At 70.4% G+C, this 13,508-nt stretch carries 11 protein-coding genes; 10 read left to right on the forward strand and 1 reads right to left on the reverse strand.

All coding sequences use genetic code 11. The features are described 5' to 3' along the window. The first annotated feature begins 13 nt into the window (after nucleotides 1–13). From hisS to rpsD, 4 genes are all read left to right on the forward strand, one after another. Nucleotides 14–1,276, forward strand: coding sequence for a histidine--tRNA ligase (gene hisS, locus ACIQ6Y_RS28885; protein ID WP_404043111.1), 1,263 nt, complete (start codon nucleotides 14–16; stop codon nucleotides 1,274–1,276). Between the two features lie 197 nt (nucleotides 1,277–1,473). Further along, nucleotides 1,474–2,130, forward strand: coding sequence for a vitamin K epoxide reductase family protein (locus ACIQ6Y_RS28890; protein ID WP_404043113.1), 657 nt, complete (start codon nucleotides 1,474–1,476; stop codon nucleotides 2,128–2,130). A gap of 61 nt (nucleotides 2,131–2,191) precedes the next feature. After that, nucleotides 2,192–3,547: a replication-associated recombination protein A gene (locus ACIQ6Y_RS28895; RefSeq protein WP_404043115.1), complete on the forward strand. Its 1,356-nt coding sequence runs from the start codon at nucleotides 2,192–2,194 to the stop codon at nucleotides 3,545–3,547. A gap of 294 nt (nucleotides 3,548–3,841) precedes the next feature. Then, a complete protein-coding gene (rpsD, locus tag ACIQ6Y_RS28900) occupies nucleotides 3,842–4,456 on the forward strand; it encodes a 30S ribosomal protein S4 (protein WP_031161776.1) in 615 nt (204 codons plus the stop codon). A gap of 31 nt (nucleotides 4,457–4,487) precedes the next feature. Here the strand turns inward: rpsD and ACIQ6Y_RS28905 are convergent, their stop codons facing one another. After that, the gene (locus tag ACIQ6Y_RS28905) at nucleotides 4,488–6,668 is read right to left on the reverse strand and encodes an ATP-binding protein (protein WP_404043117.1); all 2,181 of its coding nucleotides are present in this window, start codon (nucleotides 6,666–6,668) and stop codon (nucleotides 4,488–4,490) included. 154 nt (nucleotides 6,669–6,822) lie between these two features. Here ACIQ6Y_RS28905 and ACIQ6Y_RS28910 point away from each other — a divergent pair, with 154 nt between their 5' ends. The 6 genes from ACIQ6Y_RS28910 (at nucleotide 6,823) to ACIQ6Y_RS28935 (ending at nucleotide 13,474) form a co-directional block, all read left to right on the forward strand. After that, nucleotides 6,823–7,278: a DUF948 domain-containing protein gene (locus tag ACIQ6Y_RS28910; protein WP_404043119.1), complete on the forward strand. Its 456-nt coding sequence runs from the start codon at nucleotides 6,823–6,825 to the stop codon at nucleotides 7,276–7,278. Between the two features lie 9 nt (nucleotides 7,279–7,287). Next, nucleotides 7,288–7,659 carry a hypothetical protein gene (locus ACIQ6Y_RS28915; RefSeq protein ID WP_404043121.1) on the forward strand — a complete coding sequence of 124 codons (372 nt, stop codon included), beginning with the start codon at nucleotides 7,288–7,290 and terminating at the stop codon, nucleotides 7,657–7,659. Further along, on the forward strand, nucleotides 7,659–10,331 hold the full coding sequence (alaS, locus tag ACIQ6Y_RS28920; protein ID WP_404043123.1) for an alanine--tRNA ligase: 2,673 nt from the start codon (nucleotides 7,659–7,661) through the stop codon (nucleotides 10,329–10,331). Before ACIQ6Y_RS28915 ends, alaS begins: the two co-directional genes overlap by 1 nt. Further along, a complete protein-coding gene (ruvX, locus tag ACIQ6Y_RS28925) occupies nucleotides 10,331–10,795 on the forward strand; it encodes a Holliday junction resolvase RuvX (RefSeq protein ID WP_404043125.1) in 465 nt (154 codons plus the stop codon). Before alaS ends, ruvX begins: the two co-directional genes overlap by 1 nt. A 125-nt stretch (nucleotides 10,796–10,920) precedes the next feature. Next, nucleotides 10,921–12,654 (forward strand): endolytic transglycosylase MltG, encoded by a 1,734-nt coding sequence (gene mltG / locus ACIQ6Y_RS28930; protein WP_404043127.1) that lies wholly within the window; start codon nucleotides 10,921–10,923, stop codon nucleotides 12,652–12,654. After that, nucleotides 12,635–13,474 (forward strand): shikimate dehydrogenase, encoded by an 840-nt coding sequence (locus ACIQ6Y_RS28935; protein WP_404043129.1) that lies wholly within the window; start codon nucleotides 12,635–12,637, stop codon nucleotides 13,472–13,474. The genes mltG and ACIQ6Y_RS28935 overlap by 20 nt, the downstream gene beginning before the upstream one ends. Nucleotides 13,475–13,508 lie beyond the last annotated feature (34 nt).

The following is a 13,508-nucleotide window of genomic DNA, read 5'->3' on the forward strand; positions in this document are numbered from 1 at the left end:
CGAGAGACTTTCCGTGAGCACCTTCAAGGCCCCCAAGGGCACCTACGACCTCATCCCGCCGGACAGCGCCAAGTTCCTGGCCGTCCGCGAGGCCATCGCCGCCCCGCTGCGCAACTCCGGCTACGGCTACATCGAGACGCCCGGCTTCGAGAACGTCGAGCTGTTCGCGCGCGGGGTCGGCGAGTCCACCGACATCGTCACCAAGGAGATGTACGCCTTCGAGACCAAGGGCGGCGACCGGCTCGCCCTGCGTCCCGAGGGCACCGCGTCCGTGCTGCGCGCCGCCCTGGAGGCCAACCTGCACAAGGCGGGCAACCTCCCGGTCAAGCTCTGGTACTCCGGCTCGTACTACCGCTACGAGCGCCCGCAGAAGGGCCGCTACAGGCACTTCTCGCAGGTCGGCGCCGAGGCGATCGGTGCCGAGGACCCGGCCCTGGACGCCGAGCTGATCATCCTGGCCGACCAGGCCTACCGCTCCCTCGGCCTGCGGAACTTCCGCATCCTGCTCAACAGCCTCGGCGACAAGGAGTGCCGCCCCGTCTACCGGGCCGCCCTCCAGGACTTCCTGCGCGGCCTGGACCTCGACGAGGACACCCTACGCCGCGCGGAGATCAACCCGCTGCGCGTCCTGGACGACAAGCGCGAGTCGGTCCAGAAGCAGCTCGGCGACGCCCCGCTGCTGCGCGACTACCTGTGCGACTCCTGCAAGGCGTACCACGAGGAGGTCCGCGAGCTGATCACGGCCGCCGGTGTCGCCTTCGAGGACGACCCCAAGCTGGTCCGCGGCCTGGACTACTACACGCGTACGACGTTCGAGTTCGTCCACGACGGTCTGGGCTCCCAGTCCGCGGTGGGCGGCGGCGGCCGCTACGACGGCCTGTCCGAGATGATCGGCGGCCCCGCCCTGCCGTCCGTCGGCTGGGCCCTCGGCGTCGACCGCACGGTCCTCGCCCTGGAGGCCGAGGGCGTCGAGCTCGCCCTCCCGGCGTCCACCAGCGTCTTCGCCGTGCCCCTCGGCGAGGAGGCCCGCCGCGTGCTGTTCGCGAAGGTCACCGAGCTGCGCAAGGTCGGTGTCGCGGCGGACTTCAGTTACGGCGGCAAGGGCCTGAAGGCGGCGATGAAGGCGGCCAACCGCTCCGGCGCCCGCTACGCCCTGGTCGCCGGCGAGCGCGACCTCGCCGAGGGCGTCGTCCAGCTCAAGGACATGGAGTCCGGCGAGCAGTCGGCGGTCGGTGTGAACGAGATCGTGGCCGAGCTGGAGGCGCGGCTCGGCTGAGCGCACACGCGTGTGGAGGGGCGTCCGGGTTTCCGGACGCCCTTTCGCATGCCGTGGGGACACCTGTCCGAGACCGAACGCTCCCGGCTGAACCGACGTACATCCTTGTGGTGAGCGAACGGTGCGCTTACGCGCGGGTGCGGCACAATGGCCCCTGCCCGAAGATGTTCCAAGTCTCAAGTGACGGAATCGGCGTGATGAGCAAGACGACAGTGCAGGACGTCTCCACCGAGCCCGAGCCCCGGCCGGACGCCGCGGTGCCACGCGCGGTCGGCGGCAGCCGGGCCTTCGCGCTGCTGCTCGTGATCACGGGCGCGGCCGGACTGCTGGCCGCCTGGGTCATCACGATCGACAAGTTCAAGCTGCTGGAGGCGAAGGTCGAGGGCAAGACCTTCACGCCCGGCTGCAGCCTCAACCCGGTCGTCTCCTGCGGCAGCGTGATGGAGAGCGACCAGGCGTCCGTCTTCGGCTTCCCCAACCCGATGCTCGGCCTCGTCGCGTACGGCATCGTGATCTGCGTCGGCGTGAGCCTGCTCGCGCGGGCCCGCTTCCCGCGCTGGTACTGGCTCGTCTTCAACGCCGGGACGCTGTTCGGCGTGAGCTTCTGCGCCTGGCTGATGTTCCAGTCGCTGTACCGGATCAACGCGCTGTGCCTGTGGTGCTGCCTGGCCTGGGTCGCCACGATCGTCATGTTCTGGTACGTGACCTCGTTCAACGTCCGCAACGACCACCTGCCCGCCCCGCGCTGGCTCAAAAGCTTCTTCGGCGAGTTCACCTGGGTCATGCCCGTGCTGCACATCGGGATCATCGGCATGCTGATCCTGACCCGCTGGTGGGACTTCTGGACGAGCTGACCGTCCCCCCGAGCTGACAGCTCTGAGGGGATTGTCAGTGGGGTGATTTAGGGTTTCTGACGTGGAGCCCGATCTGTTCACCGCCGCAGCCGAAGAGCGCCAGGAGAAGGACCCGACGAGCAGTCCCCTGGCGGTCCGCATGCGCCCGCGCACCCTCGACGAGGTCGTGGGCCAGCAGCACCTGCTCAAGCCGGGCTCTCCCTTGCGCAGACTCGTCGGCGAGGGCGCCGGGGGACCGGCCGGGCCCTCCTCGGTGATCCTCTGGGGCCCGCCAGGCACCGGCAAGACGACCCTCGCCTACGTCGTCTCCAAGGCCACCAACAAGCGCTTCGTGGAGCTGTCCGCCATCACCGCCGGCGTCAAGGAGGTCCGCGCGGTCATCGACGGCGCCCGCCGCGCCACCGGCGGCTACGGCAAGGAGACCGTCCTCTTCCTCGACGAGATCCACCGCTTCAGCAAGGCCCAGCAGGACTCCCTCCTCCCGGCCGTCGAGAACCGCTGGGTCACCCTGATCGCGGCCACCACCGAGAACCCGTACTTCTCGGTGATCTCGCCCCTGCTGTCCCGCTCCCTGCTGCTCACCCTGGAGCCGCTGACGGACGATGACGTCAGGGGTCTCCTCAGGCGCGCCCTCACCGACGAGCGCGGCCTCAAGAGCGCCGTCGGTCTGCCCGAGGAGTCCGAGGCCCACCTGCTGCGGATCGCCGGCGGCGACGCCCGCCGCGCTCTGACCGCCCTGGAGGCCGCCGCCGGAGCGGCCCTCGACAAGGGCGAGCAGGAGATCTCCCTCACCACGCTGGAGGAGACCGTCGACCGCGCGGCCGTGAAGTACGACCGCGACGGCGACCAGCACTACGACGTGGCCAGCGCCCTGATCAAGTCGATCCGCGGCTCCGACGTGGACGCCGCCCTGCACTATCTGGCCCGGATGATCGAGGCGGGCGAGGACCCCCGGTTCATCGCGCGCCGGCTGATGATCTCCGCCAGCGAGGACATCGGCCTCGCCGACCCGAACGCCCTGCCGATCGCGGTCGCCGCCGCCCAGGCCGTCGCCATGATCGGCTTCCCCGAGGCCGCCCTCACCCTCAGCCACGCCACCATCGCCCTCGCCCTCGCCCCGAAGTCCAACTCCGCGACCACCGCGATCGGCGCCGCCCTGGACGACGTACGCAAGGGAATGGCCGGGCCGGTCCCACCGCATCTGCGCGACGGGCACTACAAGGGCGCGGCCAAGCTGGGGCACGCGCAGGGGTATGTGTATCCGCACGACCTCGCGGAGGGCATCGCCGAGCAGCAGTACGCGCCGGACGCCCTGAAGGACCGCGAGTACTACACCCCGACCCGGCACGGCGCGGAGGCGCGCTACGCGGACGCCGTGGAGTGGACCAGGAACCACCTCGGTCGCAAGCGGCCCTGACCACCCTGTAAACTCGCTCGGAGTGCTGAGTCCCGCGCAGTCAGAGCGGGACATCCAGCCGGAACCCCCAGCGGGGGTTCCAGGAGCGTCGCGCACCGTCGAACGGTGTCGCGGGCAGCCCACCACCACCCCGGAGCCCGGGACAGGTCGGTGGGCCACTCGCGTGCTGCACGTATGTGCCCAGACCAGGGGAGCGGCTGCCCACCAGGCCCGGCAACGGACCCGGAGGGTTTCCCCGGCTGCGGATGCGACCTCCCACAACTCTGACAAGCCGAATCAAGGAAATGAGAAACAGTGGCGAACCAGTCCCGCCCCAAGGTCAAGAAGTCGCGTGCCCTCGGCATCGCGCTGACCCCGAAGGCCGTCAAGTACTTCGAGGCCCGTCCCTACCCGCCGGGTGAGCACGGCCGTGGCCGCAAGCAGAACTCGGACTACAAGGTCCGTCTGCTCGAGAAGCAGCGTCTGCGCGCTCAGTACGACATCTCCGAGCGCCAGCTGGTCCGCGCCTACGAGCGTGCGTCCAAGGTCCAGGGCAAGACCGGTGAGGCCCTGATCGTCGAGCTCGAGCGTCGTCTCGACGCCCTGGTCCTGCGTTCGGGCATCGCCCGCACGATCTACCAGGCCCGCCAGATGGTCGTGCACGGCCACATCCAGGTCAACGGTCAGAAGGTCGACAAGCCGTCCTTCCGTGTCCGTCCGGACGACGTCGTGCAGGTCCGCGACCGCTCCAAGGAGAAGACCCTCTTCACGATCGCCCGTGAGGGTGGCTTCGCCCCCGAGGGTGAGACCCCGCGCTACCTCCAGGTGAACCTCAAGGCCCTGGCGTTCCGCCTGGACCGTGAGCCGAACCGCAAGGAGATCCCGGTGATCTGCGACGAGCAGCTCGTCGTCGAGTACTACGCCCGCTGATCCCAGCAGGCGTCGTACCACCAGCGGTACCTCAGCCCGTCGTCTCCCCGCCCCCGCGGGTGGGGGAGGCGGCGGGCTTCCGCGTGTCCGCGGCACCTCGCGGCGAGGGCACCGGCCCCCGGGAGGTCGGCGGCGACCCGTCCGCGGTCCGGGACGGGGCCCCGCCCAGCGCCCGGGCCACCGCCGCCCGCCGCTCCAGCCGTCCGCCGAGCCGTACGCACTCCTCGTACCGCTCGTCGCCCAGCGCCTCACGGGCCCCGGCCTCGCACAGCTCGTGCGGCTGGTTGTAATAGGCCGAGCCGAACAGCGGCAGCCCCACCGACGGCCACATCCCGGCCGCCGCGCCCTGCAGCACGGCCGCCTCGGCCGCGTCGCCCTCCGCCAGGGTCACCAGGGCGAGCAGTTCCACCACGAGCACCGTGCCCAGCAGATCGTTGAACCCGTCCGCGCCGGCCAGGCAGTCCGTCAGCAGGACCCGGGCGCGCGCCAGGTCGCCGTCACCCCAGGCCGCGTACGCCAGCACGAACAGGGCGTAGGAGCGGGCCCAGCGCTCCCCGTGGTCCTCGCACACCCGGCGCACGTCCTCGCTCAGCCGCACCGCGTCCGGCAGGTCGCCCTGGAAGGCGCGGGCCATGGCCAGCTCCACCTGCCCCATCAGCACATTGCTGTTGAGCTCGCCGATCTCCCGGTAGCGCTCCAGCGCCGATCGCAGCAGCGTTTCTGCGCGCGGCATGTCGTCCGTGACCAGCGCGAGACAGCCTGTGCGGTGCTCGGCGTACGCCGCCGCGGTCGCGTTGCCGAGGCGCTCGGCCTCCTCCCGGCACTCGTGCAGCGCCGTCAGCGCGGCGACCGAGTCGCCCTGGAGCACACACACATAGCCGAGCACCCACAGGGCCTTCAGCCGGGACTGCTCGTGCGTGGTCTCCTCGGCCGGCGGCAGCTCGACGCTGCGCTCCAGCCAGCGCCGGCCCTCCGACAGGCGCCCGCAGCCCACCCAGCAGAACCACAGCGCCCCCGCCAGGTACTGGCCCAGATGCGCCTCGTCCGGGTCGGACAGGCTGAACTCCAGGGCGAGCCGCAGATTCGGCAGCTCCGCCTCGACGCGGGCGGCGACCTCGCCCTGCCGCCGCGAGAACCAGTCCAGCTCGCACCAGGTCGCCAGGCCCAGATACCAGTCCCGGTGCCTGCGCCGCAGCCGCTCGGCGTCGCCCATGGCCTCCAGCCACTCGGCGCCGTACTCGCGCACGGTGTCGAGCATCCGGTAGCGCACCCCCGCCGGGGTCTCCTCGCGGGCCACCACCGACTGGGCGAGCAGCGCGGTGAGCACGTCGAGGACGTCGTCGGCGTGCAGTCCGTCGCCGCTGCACACGTACTCCACGGCCTCCAGGTCGAACTGCCCGGCGAACACCGAAAGACGCGACCACAGCAGCCGTTCCTCCAGCGTGCACAGCTCATGGCTCCAGCCGATCGCGGTGCGCAGCGTCTGATGGCGGGGCAGTCCGTCCGGCCCGCCGCCGGTCAGCAGCCGGAACCGGTCGTCGAGCCGGTCGAGCAACTGCGCCGGGGACAGTGCCCGCAGCCGGCCCGCGGCCAGTTCGACCGCGAGTGGGATGCCGTCCAGGCGGCGGCACAGCTCGCGCACCCGCTCGTCGGGCCGCAGCGCGACCCCGTGCGCCGAGGCGCGTTCGACCAGGAGGTCCACGGCGTCGTCCGGGCCGAGCGGCGCCAGCGGGAACAGCCGCTCCCCGGCCACCCCGAGCGGCCGGCGCCCCACCGCCAGCACACTGAGGCCGGGCAGCCGCCGCAGCAGCTCGCCCACCAGGGCCGTGCACGGCTCAAGCAGATGCTCGAACCCGTCCAGGAGCAGCAGCAGTTCACGCTCGGCGAGCTGATCGAGGAGGGTCTCGCGCGGCAGCCGCGTGGTGTGGTCCGTCAGCCGGAGCGCCTCCACGACGGCGTACTCGACGAACTCCGGATCGCGCAGCGCGGCCAGCTCCACCCGCCACACCCCGTGCGGGGGCCGCCGCCGCGCGGCCGCGTGCGCCGCGAGCCGGGACTTGCCGACCCCGCCGCCGCCCGTCACCGTCACCAGCCGCGCGGTGTCGAGCGCGGCGGCAAGCCCGGACAGTTCGGCCGTGCGGCCGACGAACGCGTCCAGCTCCGCCGGGAGGTTGCCCCGTACAGGGTCGTCGTCGCGCTGTTCCACTCGCATGGGACACGGAGCGTACTGAAGCGTAATCACTCCGTACAATCGCGTCCGGCGATCGCGGCCTCGGCAGGGCCCTAATCGGGTACGGTGCGGTACCCCCGGCGCGATAGGCTCGGTCCAGGACCTATTCGATGTTCAGGCATGTTTCAGGGAGCGGGTGCGCAAGGTGTCCGGTGGAGAGGTGGCCGGGATCCTGGTGGCCGTCTTCTGGGCGATCCTGGTCTCCTTCCTCGCGGTGGCTCTCGCGAGGCTGGCCCAGACGCTCAGGGCGACCACCAAGCTGGTCGCGGATGTGACCGAACAGGCCGTCCCGCTGCTGGCCGACGCCTCCGCGACGGTGCGCTCCGCGCAGACCCAGATCGACCGGGTCGACGCGATCGCCTCCGACGTCCAGGAGGTCACGTCGAACGCGTCCGCGCTGTCGACGACCGTCGCCTCCACCTTCGGCGGCCCCCTGGTCAAGGTCGCCGCCTTCGGCTACGGCGTGCGCCGGGCCCTCGGCGGCCGCAAGGGCGACGCGCCCGCCAAGGCGCCCCGACGGACCGTCGTCGTGGGCCGCACGATTCCGGCCTCCCGGCGGGACAGGCGAGACTCCAGCAGGAAGAGGGGCTGAGAGCTACCGATGTTCCGCCGTACCTTCTGGTTCAGCACGGGCGTCGCCGCCGGTGTGTGGGCCACCACCAAGGTCAACCGCAAGCTGAAGCAGCTGACGCCCGAGCATCTCGCCGTCACCGCGACGAACAAGGCGATCGAGGCCGGACACCGCCTGAAGGACCGTGCGGTCGGCTTCGCCCTCGACGTCCGCGACAACATGGCCCAGCGGGAGGCCGAACTCGAAGAGGTGCTCGGCATCCACGAGGATCCGAGCGCCCCGGAGTTTCCCGCACCCCGGCGCTACGCCGCCATCGAGAACGACCACAAGCCCAAGTACCCGAAGTACATCGAATCCACGGTGTACCGGAACAACGAGAACGACCGGAATGGGGACCACTGATGGAGTCGGCTGAGATCCGCCGCCGCTGGCTGAGCTTCTTCGAGGAGCGCGGGCACACCGTCGTCCCTTCGGCGTCGCTCATCGCGGACGACCCGACTCTGCTCCTCGTCCCCGCCGGCATGGTGCCGTTCAAGCCCTACTTCCTGGGTGAGGTCAAGCCGCCCTTCCCGCGCGCCACCAGCGTGCAGAAGTGCGTGCGCACGCCCGACATCGAAGAGGTCGGCAAGACCACGCGGCACGGCACCTTCTTCCAGATGTGCGGCAACTTCTCCTTCGGCGACTACTTCAAGGAAGGCGCCATCAAGCTCGCCTGGGAGCTGCTCACCAGCCCCCAGGACAAGGGCGGTTACGGCCTGGAGCCGGAGAAGCTCTGGATCACCGTCTACCAGGACGACGACGAGGCCGAGCAGATCTGGCACGAGGTCGTCGGTGTGCCCAAGGAGCGCATCCAGCGCCTGGGCATGAAGGACAACTTCTGGTCCATGGGCGTACCCGGCCCGTGCGGCCCCTGCTCCGAGATCAACTACGACCGCGGCCCCGAGTTCGGCGTCGAGGGCGGCCCCGCCGTCAACGACGAGCGGTACGTGGAGATCTGGAACCTCGTCTTCATGCAGTACGAGCGGGGCGAGGGCACCGGCAAGGACAAGTTCGACATCCTCGGCGACCTGCCCAGCAAGAACATCGACACGGGCCTCGGCCTGGAGCGCCTCGCCATGATTCTGCAGGGCGTGCAGAACATGTACGAGATCGACACCTCGATGGCCGTGATCGAGAAGGCCACCGAGCTGACCGGCGTCCGCTACGGCGACGCCCACGCCTCGGACGTGTCCCTGCGCGTGGTCACCGACCACATGCGCACCGCCACCATGCTCATCGGCGACGGTGTCACGCCGGGCAACGAGGGCCGCGGCTATGTCCTGCGCCGCATCATGCGCCGCGCCATCCGCAACATGCGCCTGCTGGGCGCCACCGGTCCGGTCGTCCAGGACCTGATCGACGTCGTGATCCGCATGATGGGCCAGCAGTACCCGGAGCTGATCACCGACCGCGAGCGCATCGAGAAGGTCGCCCTCGCCGAGGAGAACGCCTTCCTCAAGACGCTGAAGGCCGGCACCAACATCCTCGACACCGCCGTGACGGAGACCAAGGCCGCCGGCTCCGCCGTGCTGCCCGGCGACAAGGCGTTCCTGCTCCACGACACCTGGGGCTTCCCGATCGACCTCACCCTGGAGATGGCCGCCGAGCAGGGCCTCTCCGTGGACGAGGACGGCTTCCGCCGCCTGATGAAGGAGCAGCGGGAGCGCGCCAAGGCCGACGCCCAGGCCAAGAAGACCGGCCACGCCGACATGGGCGCCTACCGCGAGATCGCCGACACCGCCGGCGAGACCGACTTCATCGGCTACGGCGACACCGAGGGCGAGACCACCATCGTCGGCATCCTCGTCGACGGCGTGTCCTCCCCGGCCGCCACCGAGGGCGACGAGGTCGAGGTCGTCCTGGACCGCACCCCGTTCTACGCCGAGGGCGGCGGCCAGATCGGCGACACCGGCCGGATCAAGGTCGACTCGGGCGCCGTCATCGAGGTCCGCGACTGCCAGAAGCCGGTCCCGGGTGTGTACGTCCACAAGGGTGTCGTCCAGGTCGGCGAGGTCACCGTCGGCGCCAAGGCCCACGCCTCGATCGACAACCGCCGCCGCAAGGCCATCGCCCGCGCCCACTCGGCCACCCACCTCACCCACCAGGCGCTGCGCGACGCCCTCGGTCCGACGGCCGCCCAGGCCGGTTCGGAGAACCAGCCCGGCCGCTTCCGCTTCGACTTCGGCTCCCCGTCCGCCGTTCCCACGGCCGTGATGACCGACGTCGAGCAGAAGATCAACGAGGTCCTCGCCCGCGACCTGGACGTGCACGCCGAGGTCATGGGCATCGACGAGGCCAAGAAGCAGGGCGCCATCGCCGAGTTCGGCGAGAAGTACGGCGAGCGCGTCCGCGTGGTCACCATCGGCGACTTCTCCAAGGAGCTGTGCGGCGGCACCCATGTGCACAACACCGCCCAGCTCGGCCTGGTGAAGCTGCTCGGCGAGTCCTCCATCGGCTCCGGTGTGCGCCGTATCGAGGCCCTCGTCGGTGTGGACGCCTACAACTTCCTCGCCCGTGAGCACACGGTCGTCGCCCAGCTCCAGGAGCTGATCAAGGGCCGCCCGGAGGAGCTTCCGGAGAAGGTCTCCGCCATGCTCGGCAAGCTGAAGGACGCCGAGAAGGAGATCGAGAAGTTCCGCGCCGAGAAGGTGCTGCAGGCCGCCGCCGGTCTCGTCGAGTCCGCCAAGGACATCAACGGCGTCGCCGTCGTCACCGGTCAGGTTCCGGACGGCACGACGCCGGACGACCTGCGCAAGCTCGTCCTCGACGTGCGCGGCCGCATCCAGGGCGGACGGGCCGCGGTCGTGGCCCTGTTCACCGTGAACAACGGCAAGCCGCTGACGGTCATCGCCACCAACGAGCCCGCCCGCGAGCGCGGCCTCAAGGCCGGTGACCTGGTCCGTGCCGCTGCCAAGACCCTCGGCGGCGGCGGTGGCGGCAAGCCGGACGTCGCCCAGGGCGGCGGCCAGAACCCGGCCGCCGTCGGCGAGGCCGTCGACGCCGTCGAGCGCCTCGTCGCGGAGACGGCCAAGTAATGCGCAGAGGACGACGTCTCGCCATCGATGTCGGGGACGCCCGCATCGGGGTCGCCTCGTGCGACCCCGACGGGATCCTCGCCACGCCGGTGGAGACCGTCCCCGGCCGGGACATCCCCGCCGCCCAGCGCCGGCTGAAGCAGCTCGTCGAGGAGTACGAGCCGATCGAGGTCGTCGTCGGACTCCCTCGCTCCCTCAAGGGGGGCGAGGGCCCCGCCGCCGTCAAGGTCCGCGGCTTCACCCAGGAACTGGCCCGCATGATCGCGCCGGTTCCGGTGAGGCTCGTCGACGAGCGGATGACGACCGTGACGGCCAGTCAGGGCCTGCGCGCCTCGGGCGTGAAGTCCAAGAAGGGCCGTTCCGTCATCGATCAGGCAGCCGCTGTGATCATCCTCCAGCAGGCACTCGAATCCGAACGGGTGTCAGGTAAAGCTCCGGGCGAGGGCGTCGAAGTGGTCATCTGATCGCGATACGGTAACGTTCCGCGCGATGCGACGGCGTTCGAACAGCCACCGCACAACAAGAGGCGGAACGGAACCCGGGCCCCCCGAGCCCCGGCGAACCGCCGCCTCGCGGCTCTAGGGGATCGATGACTGAGTATGGCCGGGGCCCAGGCTCCGAACCGTGGCATCCGCAGGACCCGTTGTACGGGGACGGCGGATGGGAAGGGCAGCAGGCCGCCCAACCGGGCCACCAGTCTGCCTACGGCGGCCAGCAGCAGCACTACCCGCAGCAGCCGCAGCAGCCGTACGACGAGTGGGGCACCGGCCAACAGGCCTACGGCCAGACGCAGCAGCAGTACCCGCAGCAGTACGGGGGTCAGTCCTACGACACCAATGGTGGGGGCCAGTCGTACGACACCAACGGCGGCGGTCAGTCGTACGACACCAACGGCGGGCAGCAGTCGTACGGCGACGGTTCCTGGGCCACGGGCGCCCAGCCGCACCTGCCCTATCCGGGCGACCCGGCCGACCCCTACGGGCAGCAGGCCGCGGCCTACGGCGACCAGCAGCCGGACTTCTACCAGACGCCGGACGCCTACCCGCCGCCCGAGCCGCCCGCCCGCCGACGCCCCGAGCCCGAGCCGCGCACCGACTGGGACCCGGGCCCCGACCAGGGCGAGAGCGACTTCTTCGCGAGCGGGAACGACGACGACGGCGACGACGACTACGGGGACGAGCCGGGGGACCGGCGCGGACGCGGTGAGCGCAGGGGCCGCGGCGGCAAGGGCGGCAAGAGCAAGAAGAGCCGCAACGGCTGCGCCTGCCTGGTGGTCGCGCTGGTCTTCGGCGGCGGTCTGGCCGGTGTCGGCTACTTCGGGTACCAGTTTTACCAGGATCGTTTCGGCGCGGCCCCGGACTACGCGGGGGACGGCACGAGCCAGATGGTCACCGTGCAGATCCCCAAGGGCGCGCTCGGCTACGAGATCGGCCGGCGGCTGAAGGAGGCCGGCGTCGTCAAGAGCGTCGACGCGTTCGTCTCCGCCCAGTCGCAGAACCCCGACGGCGACACCATCCAGGCCGGCGCCTATCTGCTCAGGAAGCAGATGTCCGCCGCGAGTGCCGTCGAGATGATGCTCGACCCGAAGAGCCAGAACAATGTGATGGTCGCGCCGGGGCAGCGCAACCTCCGCGTCTACAAAACGATCGACGAGAAACTCGGGCTGCCCGCGGGCACCACGAAAAAGGTCTCCGAGACGAAATACGACAGTCTCGGCATGCCGGACTGGGCGAACGACAACAAGGACATCAAGGACCCGCTCGAGGGCTTCCTCTATCCCGGCACCTATCCCGCGGCCAAGGGCATGAAGCCGGAGAGCGTCCTCAAGGAGATGGTCGGCCGCGCCACCGCGAAGTACGAGGAGTACGACCTCGCGGCGAAGGCCGAGGCGCTGAATCTGAAGGACCCGCTGGACGTCCTCACGGTCGCCAGCCTCGTCCAGGCCGAGGGCAAGACGGAGGACGACTACCGCAAGATGGCGGAGGTCATCTACAACCGTCTCAAGCCCACCAACACCGAGACGAATCAGAAACTGCAGTTCGACTCGACGTACAACTACCTGATGAACCAGAGCGACATTCACATCGGGGAAGACGAGATCAACAGCAACCCGGACCCGTACAACACGTACAAGTACCGGGGTCTGCCGCCGGGTCCCATCGGCAATCCCGGTGAAGAGGCCATGCGGGCGACGCTGAATCCCACCGACGACGGCTGGCTCTACTTCGTGGCGACCGACGGTATGCACAACACCGAGTTCGCCAAGACGTACGCGGAACACCAAAGGCTCCTGGACAAATTCAATGCCAACACCGGAAACTGACGCCCGCCGGGCCGCCGTGCTCGGCTCGCCCATCGCCCACTCCCTCTCACCGGTGCTGCACCGCGCCGCGTACGAGGAGCTGGGGCTCGCCCACTGGTCGTACGACCGGTTCGAGGTGGACGAGGCGGCGCTGCCGGGGTTCTTCGCGCAGCTCGGTCCCGAGTGGGCCGGGCTGTCGCTGACCATGCCGCTGAAGCGGGCGGTCATCCCGTTGCTCGACGAGGTCAGCGAGACGGCTCGCTCGGTCGAGGCGGTCAACACCGTGGTGTTCACCGAGGACGGCCGTCGCGTCGGCGACAACACCGACATCCCCGGGATGGTGGCCGCGCTGCGCGAGCACGGCATCGACAAGGTCGACGCCGCCGCGATCCTCGGCGCGGGCGCCACCGCGTCCTCCGCGCTGGCCGCGCTGGCCCGCGTCTGCACCGGCGAGATCTCCGTCTACGTCCGCAGCGAGGCCCGCGCCGCCGAGATGCGCCAGTGGGCCGAGCGGCTGGAGGTGGAGGTCCGCATCGCCGACTGGGCGGACGCCGAGCAGGCCCTGCGTGCCCCGCTGGTCATCGCGACCACCCCGGCCGGCGCCACCGACGCGCTGGCCCCGCTGATCCCCGAACGCCCGGCGGCCCTCTTCGACGTCCTCTACGACCCGTGGCCCACTCAGCTCGCGGCCCGCTGGTCGGCGTACGGCGGTGCCGTGGTGAGCGGTCTCGACCTGCTCGTCCACCAGGCGGTGCTCCAGGTCGAGCAGATGACGGGCCGCTCGCCCGCACCGCTGGCGGCGATGCGGGCGGCGGGCGAGCGGAGTCTTGCCCGGGAATAGTTCCGTATGCGAATACCCGCGTAGCGGAACCCTC

The sequence above is a fragment of the Streptomyces sp. NPDC096205 genome (assembly GCF_044763135.1).
Classification (GTDB): domain Bacteria; phylum Actinomycetota; class Actinomycetes; order Streptomycetales; family Streptomycetaceae; genus Streptomyces.

Coding starts and splice junctions, on each gene's coding strand:
- ACIQ6Y_RS28935 (WP_404043129.1), top strand. CDS start 12,635: ATGCCAACACCGGAAACTGACGCCCGCCGGGCCGCCGTGCTCGGCTCG.
- ACIQ6Y_RS28890 (WP_404043113.1), top strand. CDS start 1,474: ATGAGCAAGACGACAGTGCAGGACGTCTCCACCGAGCCCGAGCCCCGG.
- ACIQ6Y_RS28905 (WP_404043117.1), bottom strand. CDS start 6,668: ATGCGAGTGGAACAGCGCGACGACGACCCTGTACGGGGCAACCTCCCG.
- ACIQ6Y_RS28915 (WP_404043121.1), top strand. CDS start 7,288: ATGTTCCGCCGTACCTTCTGGTTCAGCACGGGCGTCGCCGCCGGTGTG.
- ruvX (WP_404043125.1), top strand. CDS start 10,331: ATGCGCAGAGGACGACGTCTCGCCATCGATGTCGGGGACGCCCGCATC.
- alaS (WP_404043123.1), top strand. CDS start 7,659: ATGGAGTCGGCTGAGATCCGCCGCCGCTGGCTGAGCTTCTTCGAGGAG.
- mltG (WP_404043127.1), top strand. CDS start 10,921: ATGACTGAGTATGGCCGGGGCCCAGGCTCCGAACCGTGGCATCCGCAG.